This is a genomic window from Sphingomonas pseudosanguinis (assembly GCF_052056765.1).
Lineage (GTDB): Bacteria > Pseudomonadota > Alphaproteobacteria > Sphingomonadales > Sphingomonadaceae > Sphingomonas > Sphingomonas pseudosanguinis.
Map to the genome: position 1 here is coordinate 1940465 of NZ_CP189888.1, position 17133 is coordinate 1957597.

Below are 17133 nucleotides of genomic sequence, written 5' to 3' on the forward strand. Positions count from 1 at the left end.
CGCTCCATGTCCGCCCGGCATCAGCAAGGCCTGCTAAGGAGACCGGCATGACCGTCATCGGATCACCGCGATATTCTTTCCTGGCCAAGCTGTTCGGCGCCGCCGCGCTGATCGGTCTGGCGGACCTGTTCTTCTACGATCACGAGCCGGGCTGGACGCTGGGCGGCTTCGCGCTCGCCTGGGCCCTGGTGCTGGCCGTCACCCGCCCCGATGTGCGGCACGATCGCGCGGCACGGGTGGCGCTCGTCGTTGCGCTCCTGTTCGGCGTGATGCTGGTCGACGATCCCAGGCCGCTCGACTGGTGCCTGTTCGGGCTGGCGCTGATGTCCGCCAGCCTCTTGCCGCTGCGCCGGTTCGACGACGCGATACGCTGGGACCTGCGGATCGCCCTGAATGGCATATTCGGCCTGGCCACGCCTTTTCGCGACGCGCGGCGTCTCGTCCGACGATGCCCGTCGCGCGCGCTGGTCACCGTTTCGGGGCTGCTGATCCTGCCCGTCCTGGGCGGTGCGCTGTTCCTGTATCTGTTCGCCCAGGCCAACCCGCTGATCGCCGGTGCCTTTGCCGCGATCCGTTTCCCGGACCTGTCGGCGATGATCTTTCACGCCGTCTTCTGGCTTATCATCCTGCTGGCCGTCTGGCCGGCGCTGCGGCCGCACCGCGCGGTGCTGCGGTTCGACTTTGGCGGTGTGGCGGATACGGCCCGTGCCCGGCATCTGCCGGTCACCGCCTTGATCCTGTCGCTGGTCACCTTCAACGCGATCTTCGCCGTCCAGAACGCGCTGGACCTCGCCTTCCTCTGGAGCGGTGCGGCCCTGCCCGCCGGGGTGACGCCCGCCGAATATGCCCATCGCGGCGCCTATCCGCTGATCGTTACCGCGCTGCTCGCCGGCGCCTTCGTACTGCTGGCGGCTCGGCCCGACAGCGACGGCGCGCGCAGCCCGCTCGTCCGCCGGCTGATCCTGTTGTGGGTGGCGCAGAACCTCCTGCTCGTCGCGTCCAGCATGCTGCGCACGCTCGACTACATCGCGGCCTCGATGCTGACGGGCTGGCGGATCGCGGCGCTGTTGTGGATGGGGCTGGTCGCGACCGGGCTGATCCTGATCACCTGGCGGATGGTGACGGGCCGGTCGGTAGCCTGGCTGATCAATGCCAATGCGCTCGCCGCCGGGCTGGTGCTGGCGGGCGTCTGCGCGGTCGATCTGGGGGCGATCGCCGCCGATTGGAATGTCCGCCATGCCCGGCGCGGCGACGCGCTCGACCTCTGCTATCTCGAAGGGCTGGGCCCCTCGGCGCTGTTGCCGCTGATCGATCTGGAGCGGCGCGCGAGCGGGCCGGTGCTGCGGGGGCGCGTCCATTACCTGATCGACGAGGCGATGGGCCGGCTGGAGCGGGACCAGCGGGATTGGCATAGCTGGACCTGGCGCGGCGCACGACGGCTGGCGGCGGCCGAGGCGCGGGTCCGCCCGCATGCCGCGCCGCCGCCGCTGACCGACGGCTGGATCATGGGTTGTGGCGGCCTGCGTATCCGGATCGTCGACGATGCCCCGCCTCCGGCGCCTGCCCCGTTGACGAAGTCGCCCCGGCCATGATCCTGTGCCCCATGCCCCGCACCATCCTGATCGCCGATGACGACCCCAATATCCGCCAGTTGCTCGTCTTCGCGCTGGGCAAGGCGGGGCTGGACACGATCGAGGCGGCGGATGGCGAGGCGGCGCTCACCGCCGCGCTGACCCATGCGCCCGATCTGGTGGTGCTGGACATCAACATGCCGCGCATGGACGGGCTGGAAGTGTGCCGCCGCCTCAGGGCCGAAGGCGATTGCCCGATCCTGTTCCTGTCCTCGCGCGACGACGAGATCGACCGCGTGCTGGGGATCGAGCTGGGCGCGGACGATTATGTCGTCAAACCCTTTTCCCCGCGTGAGGTGGTGGCGCGGGTGATGGCGATCCTGCGCCGCACCCATGCCCATCCACCGAGCGTCCAGCAGATAGGCGCGACCATCCAGCATGCGCGACTGACCCTGGATGTCGAGGGGTGGCAGGCGCGCTGGAACGGGGCGGAGGTGCCGCTGACCGTCACCGAATTCTCGATCCTGCGCACGCTCGCGGTGATGCCGGGCAAGGTGTTCGGCCGCGATGCGATCATCGACCGGCTGCACGGGCCGGGCTTCGCCGTCACCGACCGGACGGTGGACAGCCATATCCGCAACCTGCGCGCCAAGTTCGCCGCCGTGGGCGGCACCGATCTGGTCGAGACGCGGCCCGGCATCGGCTATCGCTTGGGGGCCTGCACCGGCGCGGGCACGTGATCGGCGAGGTCAAGGGCTGGGCCAAGCGGCACTGGCCGCGCCTGAGCCTGCGCACCTATCTGTTCGCCAGCTTCTTCCTGGTCGCCGCGCTGCCCGGCGTCGGTGCGGTGGCGCTGCGTGTCTATGAGAATACGCTGGTCCGCCAGACCGAAGCGGAACTCGCCGCGCAAGGCGCCGCGCTGGCGGCGAGCGCGGCGGTCCTCTGGCCCGAGGCGCCACCGGGGCGATCCGTCACGCCGGCGTCTGCCCGATATGGCGAAGGCGACAGTACGGTCGACCTCAGCGCGACGCCGATCCTGCCCGAACGCCCCGCGCCTTCGGCAGCACCTGCACCCTTGGCCGATGCGCGGGCGGCCGCGATCCGGCTTGCCCCCGTCCTGGCCGCGACGCGGGGCGCGACCCTGGCCTCGATCATCCTGCTCGACCGCGACGGGCGGATCGCCGGCGGGACGGGGCGACGCGGCAGCTATGCCGGACTGGCCGAAGTCGCCTCGGCGCTTCAGGGCCAGCCGCGCACCGAACTGCGCCGCAACGCGAGCTATCACGCCGTCTATCGCTTCGACTGGCTGACCCGCGCGGCGGCGACGCGGGTCCATCATGCGCGGCCCGTGCTGGTCGATGGTCGCGTGGTCGGCGTGCTGCTGTTGTCGCGCTCGGCCAGGTCGCTGTTCGTCGGGCTGTATGAGGACTGGGGCAAGATCGTCATCGGCATCCTCGCCATCCTCGCGCTGTTGATCCTGTTGTCCGGTCTGTTGTCGCGCGGGATCGCCCGGCCGATCGAGCAATTGCAGGAGGCGACCCGAAGCGTTGCGGCCGGGCGGGGCGGCGTGCCCGCCATTCCGCCGACCGCCGCGATCGAGATACAGGACCTGTACCGCGACTTCGCCGCCATGGCCGAGGCGATAGAGGCGCGATCGCATTATCTCCGCAACTTCGCCCATGCGGTCAGCCATGAGTTCAAGACGCCGCTGACCGGCATACGCGGCGCGATCGAGCTGCTGCAGGATCATGCCGACAGCATGGCGGCGGCGGACCGCGCCCGTTTCCTGGCCAATGCCGATGCGGACGCCACCCGCCTGACGCTTCTGGTGTCGCGCCTGCTCGACCTGGCGCGTGCCGACATGATGGTTGCAGGCCCCGAAGGCAGCGCCGATGTCGTGGCGGCCGCGCACAAGGTGGCCGATGCGCTGCGCAAGACCGGCGTGACCATCCTCGTCGAGGCCGCGTCCTCTGCCCTGTTCGCCGCCGTTCCCGCCTCGACGCTGGAGGCCGTGCTGACGACGCTGATCGAGAATGCCATCCAGGCCGACGCCGACCGGATCGTCATCGCCATCACCGCCGGCGAGCCTATTCGCCTGGCGGTCCGCGACAATGGCGGCGGCATCCCCGCCGCCGATCGGGCGCGCATCTTCGAGCCGTTCTTCACCTCGCGCCGGGTCAGCGGCGGCACGGGGTTGGGTCTGCCGATCGCCCGGTCGCTGCTCCATGCTTCGGGCGGCGAACTGCACCTGCTCGACGAGGGTCCGGGCACGACGATGCGGATTAGCCTGCGCCCGGCCGTCCATCCGCTGGATCAGCGATAGCGGCCCATCGTCACCTTCAGCACCACCGGGCGGTCGATGATGTTGATGCCGTAGTCGGTCTGGTCGCCGTTCCACACCCGGTCCATGACCCATTGGCCATCGGCGAAATGCCCTTCCTCGACCCGCACGACCATCGCGCGGGGGTCGGGCGTTGCCGGCTCGAACCGCATCCGCACATGATCGCCGATCATCAGAAATTCGTCCGCCGACAGGTGCAACACCGCCACCCCGCCGATCGGCTCTTTCGCCCAAGGCGCGGGTTCGGACTTGAGCCAGCTCCAGCTCTTCTCCCCGAACTGCCATTCGCCGAAGCTGGCGCGGATGGACCAGTCGCCCATGACCGTCTGGCGATCCGATCCGTCGTCGGGCCGCGCCGTCCCCCAGCTGTCATGCGCGAAGGACAGTCGCGCCCAGTCGCGCATCACCCCCGCCATCGCCCGATACGGCTTGGCAAAGGCGTCCAGCGTCGCCTCGTCCAGTGCCTTGGCGCCGAGCGGATAGTTGAAGAAGCCCGTGTCATCCATGCCGAACGGCGCGAAGCCGATCGCGCCGCGCCCCAGCGCCTCGTAGAAATAGCGCGCGAAGTCGCGGGCGTTACCGATCTCGGGCACCAACAGCGGGTTGTCGGGCCACGCATAGGCCTTCAGATACAAGGCGACATTGGCGCTGGCCCGGTCGTAGAGATCGGGCGCGGCGGCATCGATCGCAGGCGCAGCGACCTTCCAGATGTCGAGCACGTCCTGCTGCGGCCCGCCGCTCGCCACCCCGTCCGGGTCGGGGACGTTGGACGGCCCGGCCAGCGCCGCATTGACATAGATGGGGAGCGGCTTGACCGCCTTGCCGGCGGCGGCGATCTCGTCGACGAAGCGGGCGGTGTACCAGGTGTTGAACGCGCGGTCCGCCTGCGCGCCGAAGACGGTGGACCAGGTGCCGGGCGCCTTGCCGAGCTTACGGGTGAGCGCCGCCGGCACCGGTCCGGCGAACAGCGCCTGCGCCGCCGCGCCGAAATCGCGCGAGTTGCGATAGCTGCCGACCTCATTCTCCGCCTGCACCATGATGACGGTGTTCTGCGGATCATGCGCCTTCAGATAGGCCATCAACCGGACGAAGGCGCGCTTGTCCGCCTCCAGAGTCGCGCGGAACATCGGCGACAGGACATAATGATCCTTGCCGTCGCGGGTCTTCATCCGGGGGAAGCGGCGATTGTCGAGCTTGACCCAATCGGGCGTATAGCCGGGCGACGTGTTCTTCCAGGTTCCGAACCAGAGCAGCACGACCCGCTTGTCATGCGCGCGGGCCTGGTCGAGCAGCGTCTGGACGAAGGAGAAGTCGAACTGCCCCTCGCGCGGCTCGATCTGCTGCCAGGCGACGGGAATCTCGATCGTGTTGGCATGCAGCCGGTCGAGCATCGGCCACACCTGCGGCAGCGCGCTGGCATAGTTGCTGGAATTGTTGACCTGCGCGCCCAGCATCAGGAAGGGCTGGCCATCGACGATCAGCGCGTGGCGGCCGGCGCGCGTGACGATATGTGGCACCGGGGTCGTCTGTGCCCAGCAGGACCCCGCGATCGCCAGCGCGCCCAGCGCCCCCATGAATGCCCGTCGCAAAGCCCTACCCTCCCCCGATGCGGCATGCGCGATGCCTCGGTCGCTTCTGTGCACGCGCGGGTGCGACCGATCAACCGCATGTCCGGGGATCACGTGCTCAGGCGGCGAGATCGCGCTTCGTGACGATCCGCGGCAGCGCCGCCAGCCGATAGGTCGCCGCGATCCGCGCGATCTCGAACGGCGTGTAAACCGCATCGAACGGATAATCCCGCGCGGCCTCCTCTCGCCAGCCGTCGACGTCATCCATCCGCACCGGCTGCCCCATCATCAGCCCAATCCAATGCGCCAGCAGCACGTCCAGTTCGCGAAAGCTGTTGGAGGTAACGCGCGCACGGACCGCATGGTGCAGCGATGTCGGCAGCGGACGATCGGCGGCCCAGAGCGGCGCGATACGATCCTCCAGCGCGCCGATCCCATCCATCAGCGCGCGGTGCGTCCGCATCCGTTCCTGCGCACTCACCATGGGCGCGCGGCGGCGGACAAGCGCCCTCGTCGATACCGATCGAAAGACGTCATGCTGATGCTCCGGCCAACAAGCGGGAGCACATGGGTCTCTCAGTCGCCAGCGCTTGCGGTCGTCAAACCGGCGATGCGGCGGGGTTAGCACAGGGTGACGGGTGCGTCGCCGCCTTTCTCCCCCAACCCCCTTCCGCCTGACGGAATTTTGCGTTTGTTCCACACCGCTTGACACCAAATTCGCGGGCGGGCGTTATCATACCGAACAACGCCAGACCCCTTGGTGCCCATGTCCCCAGGGCGGGACGCTTGATGGTGACGGGTGAACGGTAGGACCAAGGGAGAGACGCAACGTGGCGGACGAGACTTCAGGCGCTTGTAATATTTCATTTTCCCGGCGCGGAGTGATGGTTGGCGGCGCGGCCACGGCCATGGCCGCCTCCACCCCGTCGGACGCCCAGACCAAGAGGACCACCATGCCGCCCGATCCCGCCGCGATGCCCGTGACCATGCCCGTCACTCTGAAGGTGAATGGCAAGGATCGGCCGCTGTCGCTCGACCCGCGCACGACGCTCCTCGACGCGCTGCGCGAGCATCTGCACCTGAGCGGCACGAAGAAGGGCTGCGACCATGGCCAGTGCGGCGCCTGCACCGTCCTGGTCAACGGCCAACGGATCAACAGCTGCCTCAGCCTGGCGCTCCAGCATGACGGCGACGCGATCACTACGATCGAGGGGCTGGGCACGCCCGACAAGCTCCACCCGATGCAGGCGGCCTTCGTCCGTCACGACGGTTATCAATGCGGCTATTGCACGCCGGGCCAGATCTGCTCGGCGGTCGCGGTCCTCGAAGAGATTCGCGCCGGCGTGCCCAGCCACGTCCAGGCCGACCTGATGGCCCGCCCCCAGGCCAGCAATATCGAGATGCGCGAGCGGATGAGCGGCAATATCTGCCGCTGCGGCGCCTATTCCAACATCGCCGACGCCATGGCAGATGTCGCGGGAGCCAAGGCATGAAGGCCTTCACCTATGAGCGCGCCAAGGACCCCGTCGCGGCGGCGCGTGCCGCGACCCGGCCGGGCGCGAAGTTCCTGGCGGGCGGCACCAACCTGCTCGACCTGATGAAGATCGAGGTCGAGACGCCGACCCATCTGATCGACGTGCAGGACCTGAAGCTCGACCGGATCGAAAAGACCGAGGATGGCGGCCTGCGCATCGGTGCGCTCGTCACCAACACTGCGCTGTCGACGGACGAACGGGTGCGCCGCGATTACGGCGTCCTGTCGCGCGCGATCGCGGCGGGTGCGAGCGGGCAGTTGCGCAACAAGGCGACGACGGCGGGCAACCTGCTCCAGCGGACCCGCTGCCCCTATTTCTACGACACCAACATGGCCTGCAACAAGCGCAAGCCGGGCTCGGGATGCAGCGCCATCGGCGGCTATTCGCGTCAGCTTGCGGTCGTCGGGACGAGCGGCCAGTGCATCGCCACCAACCCGAGCGACATGAACGTCGCGATGCGGGTGCTGGACGCGGTGGTCGAGACGGTGAACCCGCAAGGGCAGACCCGCGCCATCCCCATCGCCGACCTCCACCGCCTGCCCGGCGACACGCCGCATATCGAAACCGTGTTGCAGCCCGGCGAACTGATCACCTCGGTCACCCTGCCCCGCCCGCTTGGCGGCACGCACATCTATGAAAAGGTACGCGACCGCGCCTCCTATGCCTTTGCGCTGATCTCGGTCGCGGCGGTCGTCCAGAAGGATGGCAGCGGCCGCGTCGCGGTGGGCGGCGTCGCGCACAAGCCGTGGCGGGTCGAGGCGGCCGATGCCCAGCTGCCCGGCGGGGCCAAGGCGGTGACGGCCAGGCTGCTCGCCGACGCCAGGCCGACCGAGCATAATGCCTTCAAGGTGCCGCTCGTCGAACGGACGATCGCCGCCGTCATCAGCCAGGCGAGGACCGCATGAAATTCACCGAGCCGGCAGGCACCAATCCCATCGATCGCATGACCGTGGTCGGCCGCGCGCAGGACCGGATCGATGGACCGCGCAAGACCACGGGCACCGCGCCCTATGCCTATGAACGCCATGCCGATGCCCCCGATGCCGCCTATGGCTGGATCATCGGTGCCGCGATCGCCAAGGGGCGTATCCGCAGCATCGATCTGGACGATGCACGCGGCGCGCCCGGCGTGCTGGGCATCGTCACCGCCGGCAATGCCGGTCCGCTGGCCAAGGGCAATTTCAACACTGCCAAGCTGCTCGGCGGCCCGGAGGTCGACCATTATCATCAGGCGATCGCGATCGTGGTCGCCAAGACCTTCGAACAGGCGCGTGCGGCGGCTGGCCTCGTCCGTGTCGATTATGAGCGCGCGTCGGGCAGCTTCGACCTCGACAGCGCGCTCAAGACCGCGCCGCTGGTGGGTGGTGACAGCAACGAGGGGAACAAGGCGCCCGCCGCCGACCGGGTCGGCGATTTCGAGAAGGCCTTTGCCGCCGCGCCGGTAACGCTCGATGCGGCGTATACGACGCCCGATCATAGCCATGCGATGATGGAGCCCTTCGCTTCCACCGCACTGTGGAAGGGCGATGAGCTGCACATCTGGACGTCTAACCAGATGATCGACTGGGGGCGCGGCGATCTGGCCAAGACGCTGGGCATCGCCAAGGACAAGATCCGTTTCATGTCGCCCTATGTCGGCGGCGGTTTCGGCGGCAAGCTGTTCCTGCGCGCCGATGCGATCATGGCGGCTCTGGCCGCGCGCGAGGTCGGGCGGGCGGTCAAGGTCGCGATGCAGCGGCCCCTGATGGCCAACAACTCCACCCATCGCCCCGCGACCCGCCAGCGTATCCGTATCGGTGCGGCCAAGGACGGCACGATCCAGGCGATCGCGCATGAGAGCGGATCGGGCGACCTGCCCGGCGGTGGCCCGGAGACGGCGGTCAACCAGACCCAGCTGCTCTATGCCGGCCCCAACCGCCTGACCGCGATGCGTCTGGCCGTGCTCAACCTGCCCGAGGGCAATTCGATGCGCGCGCCGGGCGAGGCACCGGGCATGATGGCGCTCGAAATCGCCATGGATGAGATGGCCGAGAAGCTGGGCATGGACCCGGTCGCCTTTCGCGTAAAGAACGACACCCAGGTCGATCCGCAAAAGCCCGATCGCCGCTTCTCGCAGCGCCAGCTGGTCCGCTGCCTCGAGGAAGGCGCGCAGCGTTTCGGCTGGTCGCGGCGCCATGCCAAGCCGGGGCAGGTGCGCGACGGGCGCTGGCTGGTCGGCATGGGCATGGCGGCGGCGTTCCGCAACCATATCAACCGCCGCTCCGGCGCGCGCGTCACGTTGCAATCCGATGGTCGGGTGCTGGTCGAAACCGACATGACCGACATCGGCACGGGCAGCTATACGATCATCGCCCAGACCGCCGCCGAGATGATGGGCGTAGGGCTGGATCGGGTCGAGGTCCGTCTGGGCGATTCCGCCTATCCGGTGTCGGCGGGGTCGGGCGGCCAGTTCGGCGCGGCCAATGCGACCGCCGGCGTCTATGCCGCCTGCGTCAAGTTGCGCGAGGCGGTGGCGCAGACGCTGGGCTTCAACTCGGCCGACATCGCCTTTGCCGGCGGACAGGTCTCGGGCGGCAACCGGTCGGTGCCTTTGCGCGACGCGGCGAAATCGGCGCCGCTGACCGCCGAGGACAAGATCGAGTTCGGCGATCTCGGCAAGACCTATCAGCTGTCGACCTTCGGCTCGCATTTCGTCGAGGTCGGCGTCGATGCTTATACCGGCGTGGTCCGTCTGCGCCGGATGCTGGCCGTCTGCGCCGCCGGGCGCATCCTGAACCCTAAGGCGGCGCGCAGCCAGGTGATCGGCGCGATGACGATGGGCGTCGGCTCGGCGCTGATGGAGGAACTGGCCGTCGACACGCGCTTCGGCTTCTTCGTCAATCACGATCTCGCCGGCTATGAGGTGCCGGTCCATGCCGACATCCCGCACCAGGAGGTGATCTTCCTCGAGGAGGCCGATGACAAGGCGAACCCGATGAAGGCCAAGGGCGTCGGCGAACTCGGCCTGTGCGGGGTCGGTGCGGCGGTGGCCAATGCGGTGTATAACGCCACCGGGGTTCGCGTGCGCGACTATCCGCTGACGCTGGAAAAGCATCTCGATCGCCTGCCGGAGATCGCCTGACCTCAAGGATAGGCTGCGGACCGCCTGACACGCGGTCCGCGGCCATGTCCCATCGTTTCCGCCCCGCAGGTCGCCGGCGTGGTCACCGGCCGATCGCGTGATGACGGCCGCTTTCCCTCTTGTCGCCCCAAAAATCCCCCGGCAAACAAGGGGGATAAGAGGGGAAGGCGGTGGTGCGTCCATCGCCGGCCCGCCGCGTCGAGGCGCGGTCGGGCGGAGGGGAATTGGCGATGCTTCACAATGCGTTGGATAGTTTCTGGCGAACCGCCACGACGATCCTGTCACCGCACGGCCCGGCGAGCACCGGCGCCGCCACCACCTATGCGCCGGGCGACTATAGCATCCATTTCTTCCTGCAACTGGCGGTGATCCTGTTCGCTTGTCGTCTGGTCGGCTGGCTGGGGCAGAAGTTCCTCGCTCAGCCGCCGGTCGTGGGCGAGATGATCGCGGGCGTCGTGCTCGGCCCCTCGCTGCTGGGATTGGTCTGGCCCGAATTGCAGGGCGCGATCTTTCCGAAGGAGACGCGCAACGTCCTCTATGCGGGCGCGCAGCTCGGCGTCGCGCTCTATATGTTCCTGGTCGGGCTGACGCTGCGCCTCGACCATTTCGAATCCAAGGCGCGCAGCGCGATGGCGGTGTCCGCCTCGGGGGTGGTGGTGCCCTTCCTGATCGCGATGCTGATCACCCCCTGGCTGATGACCGTGCCCGGGCTGTTCGCGCCGGGGATCAGCCAGGCCAATGCCTCGCTGTTCATGGGTGCCTGCATTGCGCTCACCGCGTTCCCGATGCTGGCGCGCATCATCAACGAACGGGGACTGGCGGACAGCCCACTCGGCACGCTGTCACTCGCGGCGGGGGCGTTCGACGATGCCGCATCCTGGTGCGTGCTGGCGGTGGTGCTGGCGACCTTTGGCGGCGGCAGCGGCGTTGCGATCCTCGCGATCGGCGGGGCGATCCTGTATGTGGGCTTCCTCCTGCTGTTCGGCCGCCGCATCCTCGCCCCGCTGGGCCGCGCGGTCGAGGCGCGTGGCGAGATGTCGACCAATATACTGGCGATCACGCTGATGGCTTTCTGCGTGTCGGCGTTCATCATGGACGCGATCGGCGTGCATGGCATCTTCGGCGGCTTCATCCTGGGCGTCTTCATGCCGCGCGGGCTGTTCGTCACCGAACTCAAGAAGAAGGTCGAGCCGCTGGCGGTCGTCCTGCTGCTGCCGATGTTCTTCACCTATTCGGGGCTGAACACGCGGATGGACATGGTCAATTCCGCGCCCCTGCTGCTGATCGCCTTCGCCATCCTCCTCGCCTCGATCGCGGCGAAGTTCGGCGCCTGCTACCTCGCCGCACGCGTTTGCGGCGAGGATAACCGGACCGCGCTCGGCATCGGTGCGCTGATGAACTCGCGCGGGCTGATGGAGCTGATCATCATCAATATCGGCCTGCAAAAGGGTATCATCGGGCCGACGCTGTTCTCGATGCTCGTGCTGATGGCGATCGTGACCACGATGATGGCCAGCCCGCTGTTCGAGTTCGTCTATGGCCGCAAGGCCCGCGTGATGGGCGAAATGGAGGCGCTACGCTCCGCCGCCGCCTGACCGGAGAGGGGCGCCTGCCCCTCTCCACCGGCCGGCGCACATATCCGGTTGGTTTGCCCCCTGCCCCGGCTGCGCCATGCCGTCGAGCGGCGGCCCACCCCATCACCTGCGACAGGCACAAAAAAAGGCGGCCTAGGCCGCCTTTTCTCGAAACGGCACCAGCCCCATGGCCGGTGCCGTTATGAAAGCCCGTCAGGCCGTCTTCTTGCGACGACGGCGCGAAGCGGCGATCAGGCCGCCGATGCCGGCACCGAAAAGGGTCAGCGTCGCCGGCTCCGGCACCGCGGTCGGGTTCTTGTTGAAGAAGGCGACATTGTCGAGCTCGAACGCGGTGTCCGTCGACAGGAACTGCAAGCCACCGATGCGCGCGCCGGTCAGGCTGTCCAGCGTGTAGGTGACATACTGGTTGTACTTCGGGTTGTTGTAATCGCCGAACGAGTTGTTCGCGCCCGGGAACGCAATTTCCGTGCCGGTGATCGTCTTGATGACGCGACTGGCGGTGTCGAGGATGTTCAGCGTGTTGAAGGTGTCGATCGACCCCCAATACAGGCTGACGCTGTCATAGCCGGCGGCGTTGTTCGACTTGAGCGTCGCGCTGCTCTTGTTGACCAGCAGATACTGGGTCGTGTCGCCCAGCGGCGTGCTGTAGCCATTGGCCGAACCGGTGACGAGCTGGCCACCCGACAGCGAGAAGCCGGTCGGCAGGTCGGTCATGCCCGGCGTGCCGTTGCTGTTGAAGTCGACCAGGGTCGCGCCCGCCGGTGCCGGCTGGTCATAGGCGACGCTCGTCACGCCGGCCACCGCCGCCGTCGACACCATCGCACCGGCCAGCATGCCTGCCACCGCCATCATCGTCTTCACGCCAGCCATCATCTTTCTCCCTGTTGTCCTTGACCAAAGCAACAAGCCGGATACCGGCTTCCGATCTTCTCTGTATCCGCGCGGCGGGCGATGCCAGCGCTGCGGACCGTTCCGTATCAGGCGGCCTGACGGCGGCGGCGACGCGCCACCCCGACCAGACCCGCCAGCCCCGCGCCGAACAGCGCGATCGATGCCGGTTCCGGCACCGCCGCGGGCGAAGCGTTGCTGAATGCGATATCGTCTACCTCGAACGACCAGCCATTGCTGTTCGGCGAGGTGAAGCGCAGGCCACCGATCTGCTGACCGCTATTGGGATCGAGCGAATAGGTGACGTAGCGGTTGGTGCTGAAGTCGAGCAGCGAACGGTTCGACAGCAGGTTCGAACCGGTGATCGAGGTGATCACATTGCCGAAGATGTCGAGCACATCGAGGATGTTCGACGTGTCGATCGAACCCCAGTTCAGCCCGACGCTGCCATAGCCGAAGCGCTTGTCGGCGGTCAGCGTGGTCGATGCGTTGGGCAGCGTCACCAGGAAATTAGTCGAGTCACCCGACGGCGCGACATATTTCCAGTTGCCCACGCTCGGGTCCCAGACCGAACCCGTGCCGATCGTGCCGCCCTGCAGCGAGAAGCCGTTGGGAAGCTGCGGCGTGTCGAACGTCACCACGGTCGAACCCGCCGGCACGTTCCTCTGCGCGGAATAATAATCGTTGGCGGTGCTGGTCACGGTGCCCGGCGCGGCCTGCACCGAGGTCGCGGCGAGCGCGGCGGCGGCGACCGAAATCAGGGCGGTGGTGAATTTGCGCATCGACAACACTCCGAACGTCAATCAATTGGCGACTCGGCGCCTCGAACTTGAAGGCCGGTATATCGCGGACGTCATCGCTATCGCACCCGGTAAAATTCCGGACAATAACGTTGTGGTGCAGGGACTTGGTCGAATCTGTTTCAAGATAAGACATGGATTTTCCGGTGCTTTGCCCCTTTTACGTTATGGCAAGGCGAATCGCACGATAGGCTGACGCCACAATGAGCAGGGATCGATCAATGAAACGGGGCAAAATCTTCGTCATCGCGGGCATCGTGCTCGTCCTGGCCATCCTGGCCTTCATCGCGGTGGCGCTGCTGCGACGTCCTGCGGACACCAAGCCCGTGGTGACGCCGGTCTTCATCGAGCGCCCCACCCCCGCCGCCGATCCGACCGCCGCCAAGGCCGCCGCCAACAAGGCGCCGGGCGACGCCGCCGCGCAGAAGCAGTTGGGCGACGCCCTGCTCGCCAAGCGTCAATTCGCGGAGGCCGCCACCGCCTATCGCGCCTCGCTGGCGATCGATCCGAACCAGTCCACCGCCTGGTCGGCGCTGGGCGAGACGTTGATGCAGACGACCAAGTCGAACGACGTCAACCTGCCGCCCCAGGCCGCCGAGGCGTTCCGCAAGGCGCTGGCCATCGATCCGCGCGACGCCCGCGCTCGCTTTTACTTCGCGATGGAAAAGGACTTCAAGGGCCAGCATGACGAGGCGATCGGCGAGTGGCTGCAGTTGCTGCGCGAAGTGCCCGCCGGCTCGGATGCCGATGAGGCGATCCGCTCCACGCTGGCTGCGTCGATCAAGCGCAATATCCAGCTGATCCGCCAGGCCGCCGACGAAGCCGGCCGCGCCCAGCCGCGCTACAAATCCAAGCCCTGATCGCAATCCGCACGTTCCAGAGGGGCGCGGGTGGCCATACCATCCGCGCCCCTTTTTCATGCCCCGTCGATGTAAAGCCCAAAGCCATGTGAGCGTTATTCTGATGTGAATGCTGGCCGGCAAACCTTGCCCGACCGTCAAGCTGCGCGATCATGCTGATCTGAAGCAAGACGCTATTTTTCCGTTGTTTAATCCGAGCGCTTCGCTCAAATTGCCCCGCAACGGAGGCGGCAATCGCCCCGTATTTGCGGACGGTCAGGTACCGGGCACCCTGCCCGTTTCACGCCTTATCCATCCGCAAAAATGATAGCGCTATCGCGCGATAGGAGGGGTAATGCTGAAACTGATAGGGTTCACCTTGTTGACCTCGGCCAGCTTGTTGGCCAGCGCCCATGCTCTTGCCCAAACGCTCGCGGTGACACCGGCCGAAACGTTGGAGACCCAGGGGCTGACCGTGATGGTCGACCAGAACCAGTTCAGCCCGATCTTCTTCGACGAGAAGAATGCCGGCATCCAGATCGTGCTGCATGGCGAGCGGATCGCCACCGATGGCGCGGTCCGGCTTAATCGCACGCCCGAACAATGGGACCCCGTCCCCGCCTTTCTCGGCCGCACGCGCGGAACCGAGGCCAATCAGATCGTAGTCCGCTCCGCCTATAAGGATGTCGACCTGACCTATAAGGTGAAGGTCACCGCCGAGGGCGACGGCTTTTGCATCGCGGTCGACCTCGACCAGCCGCTGCCCGCCAGCCTGGCGGGCAAGGCGGGGTTCAATCTCGATTTCCTGCCGACCAGCTATTTCGGCAAGACCTATCTGATGGACGCCGCGCCAGGCCTGTTCCCGCGCCACGCGACGGGGCCGATGGCCAAGGACGGCTCGGGCGATCCGATGCCGCTGGCGGCGGGCGGCAAGTCGATCACGCTCGCCCCCGAAGACCCGCTGACCCGCGTCACCATCACCTCGGACGCGGGTGCGCTCGAACTCTATGACGCGCGCAATCGGGCGCAGAATGGCTGGTTCGTGGTGCGCTCGCCGATCGCGGTCGGGGCGAAGGAGAATGCCGTCGTCTGGCATGTCCGCCCCAATGTCGTGAAGAACTGGGTGCGCCCGCCGGTCGTGTCGTTCAACCAAGCGGGCTATACCCCTGGCCGGTCGAAGGTCGCCCTGATCGAGACCGACCCGCATGGCCCCGCGCCGGTCGAGGCCGAACTGGTCAAGCTGGCCGCCGACGGCACCCGCCAGCCGGTGCTGCGCGCCGCCGTCACGTCGCGCGGGCGCTGGATGCGGTACAATTACGCCGCCTTCGACTTCTCCAGCGTGCGCGAGCCGGGCGTCTATGCCATCGCCTATGGCGGGCAGGTCACCAATCCCTTCCGCATCGCCGCCGATGCCTATGACCGCATCTGGCAGACCTCGCTCGACACCTTCATCGCCGAGCAAATGGATCATGTCGGCATTCGCGAGCAGTACCGCGTCTGGTCAGCCCCCTCGCATCTCGACGATGCGCGACAGGCGCCGCCCAATCACGTCCATTTCGACGGATACAAGATGGGGCCGAACCTCGACTCCCCCTTCAAGCCCGGCGAGCATATCCCCGGCCTGAACATCGGCGGGTTCCAGGACGCGGGCGATTATGACATCCAGACGCCGCAGAACGCCGCCGTGGTTCGCGATCTGGTCTGGGGGCGTGAACTCTATGGCCTCGACTGGGACGAGACGAGCGTCGATGAAGCCGCACGCGCGGTCGAGATCCGCAAGCCCGATGGCAAGCCGGACGCGGTCCAGCAGATCCGCCACGGCGTCCTGCAACTGCTCGCCCAATACAAGGTGTTCGGCCATGCGATCGTCGGCATCATCGATCCGGCGCAGCGCCAATATGCCCATCTCGGTGATGCCGGGTCGCAGACCGACAATCTGACCTATGACGCCGCGCTGGGCACGACCGAGCGCAAGGGCGGCGCCTCGGGCGCGCAGGACGATCGCTGGGCCTTCACCACCGACCTGCCCGCCAACAATCTGGCGGTGGCGGGCGCGCTGGCCGCCGCTTCGCGTGCGCTGGCCGACAGCGATCCCGCCATGGCCGCCGAGGCGCTCGACGCCGCCAAGGTCCTCTGGACGCGCCAGCAAAAGGGCAAGATCAAGGCCGGCGACGGCCGCGACGACTCCGGCTCGCCCTGGTCGGCGGACGGCGCGAATGTCGGCGCGACGGTCGAGCTGCTGATCACCAGCAAGGGCGAGAAGCTCTATGCCGATCGCCTGCGCGGCCTGATGCCGGTGATCGCCAAGAGCTTCGCCTGGGTCGGTGCCTCGGCGATCCGCGCCATCCCCTATATGGACGCCCAGTATCGTGCCGCGCTGGTGCCCATGGTGCGTGCGGCCAAGGCCAAACGCGATGCCGAAATCGGCAAGAACCCGTTCGGCGTGCCGATCAGCGAGGGCAATTGGGCGGGGTCGCATCAGGTGGTCGAGTTCGGATCGACCATGTACCTGATGCACAAGGCGTTCCCGGAGATCATCGGCACCGACTATACGCTGAACGCGATCGACTATGTGCTCGGGCGGCACCCGGCGAACAATTTGTCGCTGGTTTCGACGGTCGGCACCGCCTCCAAGCTGATCGGCTATGGCCATAACCGCGCCGATTACGGCTTCATCCCCGGCGGGCTGGTGCCGGGCGTGCTGATCGTGAAGCCGGACTTCCCCGAGCTGAAGACCGACTGGCCGTTCCTGTGGTTCGAGAATGAGTACACGGTCGCGACGACCTCGGCCTATATCCTGGCCGCCAATGCCGCGATCGAGGCGACGAAGGAAGATCAGTGATGGTATACGGGGCGGGACATTGAAGTCCCGCCC

14 protein-coding genes are annotated in these 17133 nt (G+C 67.2%); 10 read left to right on the forward strand and 4 right to left on the reverse strand.

Going from position 1 to position 17133, the window contains the following annotated elements; all coding sequences use genetic code 11:
• The first annotated feature begins 47 nt into the window (after positions 1 to 47).
• Genes ACQHGV_RS08785 through ACQHGV_RS08795 form a run of 3 tightly spaced genes read left to right on the forward strand, consistent with a single transcriptional unit; the run spans position 48 to position 3894 of the window.
• Positions 48 to 1592 carry a DUF4153 domain-containing protein gene (locus ACQHGV_RS08785; protein WP_440977905.1) on the forward strand — a complete coding sequence of 515 codons (1545 nt, stop codon included), beginning with the start codon at positions 48 to 50 and terminating at the stop codon, positions 1590 to 1592.
• Entirely contained in the window at positions 1589 to 2311 is a 723-nt protein-coding gene (locus ACQHGV_RS08790; protein WP_440977906.1) for a response regulator transcription factor, read from the forward strand. Before ACQHGV_RS08785 ends, ACQHGV_RS08790 begins: the two co-directional genes overlap by 4 nt.
• A complete protein-coding gene (locus ACQHGV_RS08795) occupies positions 2308 to 3894 on the forward strand; it encodes a HAMP domain-containing sensor histidine kinase (protein WP_440977907.1) in 1587 nt (528 codons plus the stop codon). Before ACQHGV_RS08790 ends, ACQHGV_RS08795 begins: the two co-directional genes overlap by 4 nt.
• Here ACQHGV_RS08795 and ACQHGV_RS08800 read toward each other — a convergent pair.
• Together ACQHGV_RS08800 and ACQHGV_RS08805 are read right to left on the reverse strand one after the other, a co-directional pair.
• Positions 3885 to 5486: a DUF5597 domain-containing protein gene (locus tag ACQHGV_RS08800; protein WP_440977908.1), complete on the reverse strand. Its 1602-nt coding sequence runs from the start codon at positions 5484 to 5486 to the stop codon at positions 3885 to 3887. The genes ACQHGV_RS08795 and ACQHGV_RS08800 overlap by 10 nt on opposite strands.
• Positions 5487 to 5598: 112 nt before the next feature.
• The gene (locus tag ACQHGV_RS08805) at positions 5599 to 5943 is read right to left on the reverse strand and encodes a hypothetical protein (protein WP_440977909.1); all 345 of its coding nucleotides are present in this window, start codon (positions 5941 to 5943) and stop codon (positions 5599 to 5601) included.
• Positions 5944 to 6310: 367 nt separating this feature from the next.
• On the opposite strand from ACQHGV_RS08805, the gene paoA reads away from it, so the two are divergent.
• From paoA to ACQHGV_RS08825, 4 genes are all read left to right on the forward strand, one after another.
• Complete coding sequence (gene paoA / locus ACQHGV_RS08810) at positions 6311 to 6973, forward strand: aldehyde dehydrogenase iron-sulfur subunit PaoA (protein ID WP_440977910.1); 663 nt, start codon at positions 6311 to 6313, stop codon at positions 6971 to 6973.
• Positions 6970 to 7920 (forward strand): FAD binding domain-containing protein, encoded by a 951-nt coding sequence (locus ACQHGV_RS08815; protein ID WP_440977911.1) that lies wholly within the window; start codon positions 6970 to 6972, stop codon positions 7918 to 7920. Before paoA ends, ACQHGV_RS08815 begins: the two co-directional genes overlap by 4 nt.
• A complete protein-coding gene (paoC, locus tag ACQHGV_RS08820) occupies positions 7917 to 10136 on the forward strand; it encodes an aldehyde oxidoreductase molybdenum-binding subunit PaoC (protein ID WP_440977912.1) in 2220 nt (739 codons plus the stop codon). Before ACQHGV_RS08815 ends, paoC begins: the two co-directional genes overlap by 4 nt.
• Positions 10137 to 10366: 230 nt before the next feature.
• Complete coding sequence (locus tag ACQHGV_RS08825; protein ID WP_440980175.1) at positions 10367 to 11731, forward strand: cation:proton antiporter; 1365 nt, start codon at positions 10367 to 10369, stop codon at positions 11729 to 11731.
• Between the two features lie 192 nt (positions 11732 to 11923).
• On the opposite strand, the gene ACQHGV_RS08830 is transcribed toward ACQHGV_RS08825, so the two are convergent.
• Together ACQHGV_RS08830 and ACQHGV_RS08835 are read right to left on the reverse strand one after the other, a co-directional pair.
• Positions 11924 to 12604, reverse strand: coding sequence for an Npun_F0296 family exosortase-dependent surface protein (locus ACQHGV_RS08830; protein WP_440977913.1), 681 nt, complete (start codon positions 12602 to 12604; stop codon positions 11924 to 11926).
• A 104-nt stretch (positions 12605 to 12708) separates the two neighbouring features.
• The gene (locus ACQHGV_RS08835; RefSeq protein ID WP_440977914.1) at positions 12709 to 13401 is read right to left on the reverse strand and encodes an Npun_F0296 family exosortase-dependent surface protein; all 693 of its coding nucleotides are present in this window, start codon (positions 13399 to 13401) and stop codon (positions 12709 to 12711) included.
• A 239-nt stretch (positions 13402 to 13640) separates the two neighbouring features.
• On the opposite strand from ACQHGV_RS08835, the gene ACQHGV_RS08840 reads away from it, so the two are divergent.
• The 3 genes from ACQHGV_RS08840 (at position 13641) to ACQHGV_RS08850 (ending at position 17100) form a co-directional block, all read left to right on the forward strand.
• Positions 13641 to 14279: a tetratricopeptide repeat protein gene (locus ACQHGV_RS08840; protein ID WP_440977915.1), complete on the forward strand. Its 639-nt coding sequence runs from the start codon at positions 13641 to 13643 to the stop codon at positions 14277 to 14279.
• 109 nt (positions 14280 to 14388) lie between these two features.
• The gene (locus tag ACQHGV_RS08845; protein ID WP_440977916.1) at positions 14389 to 14586 is read left to right on the forward strand and encodes a hypothetical protein; all 198 of its coding nucleotides are present in this window, start codon (positions 14389 to 14391) and stop codon (positions 14584 to 14586) included.
• A 27-nt stretch (positions 14587 to 14613) separates the two neighbouring features.
• Positions 14614 to 17100 carry a glycoside hydrolase family 9 protein gene (locus ACQHGV_RS08850; RefSeq protein WP_440977917.1) on the forward strand — a complete coding sequence of 829 codons (2487 nt, stop codon included), beginning with the start codon at positions 14614 to 14616 and terminating at the stop codon, positions 17098 to 17100.
• Positions 17101 to 17133 lie beyond the last annotated feature (33 nt).

Excerpts from the sequence above, each read along its gene's own strand:
- ACQHGV_RS08785 (WP_440977905.1), top strand. The coding sequence starts at position 48 with ATGACCGTCATCGGATCACCGCGATATTCTTTCCTGGCCAAGCTGTTC.
- ACQHGV_RS08790 (WP_440977906.1), top strand. The coding sequence starts at position 1,589 with ATGATCCTGTGCCCCATGCCCCGCACCATCCTGATCGCCGATGACGAC.
- ACQHGV_RS08800 (WP_440977908.1), bottom strand. The coding sequence starts at position 5,486 with ATGGGGGCGCTGGGCGCGCTGGCGATCGCGGGGTCCTGCTGGGCACAG.
- ACQHGV_RS08805 (WP_440977909.1), bottom strand. The coding sequence starts at position 5,943 with ATGCGGACGCACCGCGCGCTGATGGATGGGATCGGCGCGCTGGAGGAT.
- ACQHGV_RS08815 (WP_440977911.1), top strand. The coding sequence starts at position 6,970 with ATGAAGGCCTTCACCTATGAGCGCGCCAAGGACCCCGTCGCGGCGGCG.
- paoC (WP_440977912.1), top strand. The coding sequence starts at position 7,917 with ATGAAATTCACCGAGCCGGCAGGCACCAATCCCATCGATCGCATGACC.
- ACQHGV_RS08825 (WP_440980175.1), top strand. The coding sequence starts at position 10,367 with ATGCTTCACAATGCGTTGGATAGTTTCTGGCGAACCGCCACGACGATC.
- ACQHGV_RS08830 (WP_440977913.1), bottom strand. The coding sequence starts at position 12,604 with ATGATGGCTGGCGTGAAGACGATGATGGCGGTGGCAGGCATGCTGGCC.
- ACQHGV_RS08835 (WP_440977914.1), bottom strand. The coding sequence starts at position 13,401 with ATGCGCAAATTCACCACCGCCCTGATTTCGGTCGCCGCCGCCGCGCTC.
- ACQHGV_RS08840 (WP_440977915.1), top strand. The coding sequence starts at position 13,641 with ATGAAACGGGGCAAAATCTTCGTCATCGCGGGCATCGTGCTCGTCCTG.
- ACQHGV_RS08845 (WP_440977916.1), top strand. The coding sequence starts at position 14,389 with ATGCTGGCCGGCAAACCTTGCCCGACCGTCAAGCTGCGCGATCATGCT.
- ACQHGV_RS08850 (WP_440977917.1), top strand. The coding sequence starts at position 14,614 with ATGCTGAAACTGATAGGGTTCACCTTGTTGACCTCGGCCAGCTTGTTG.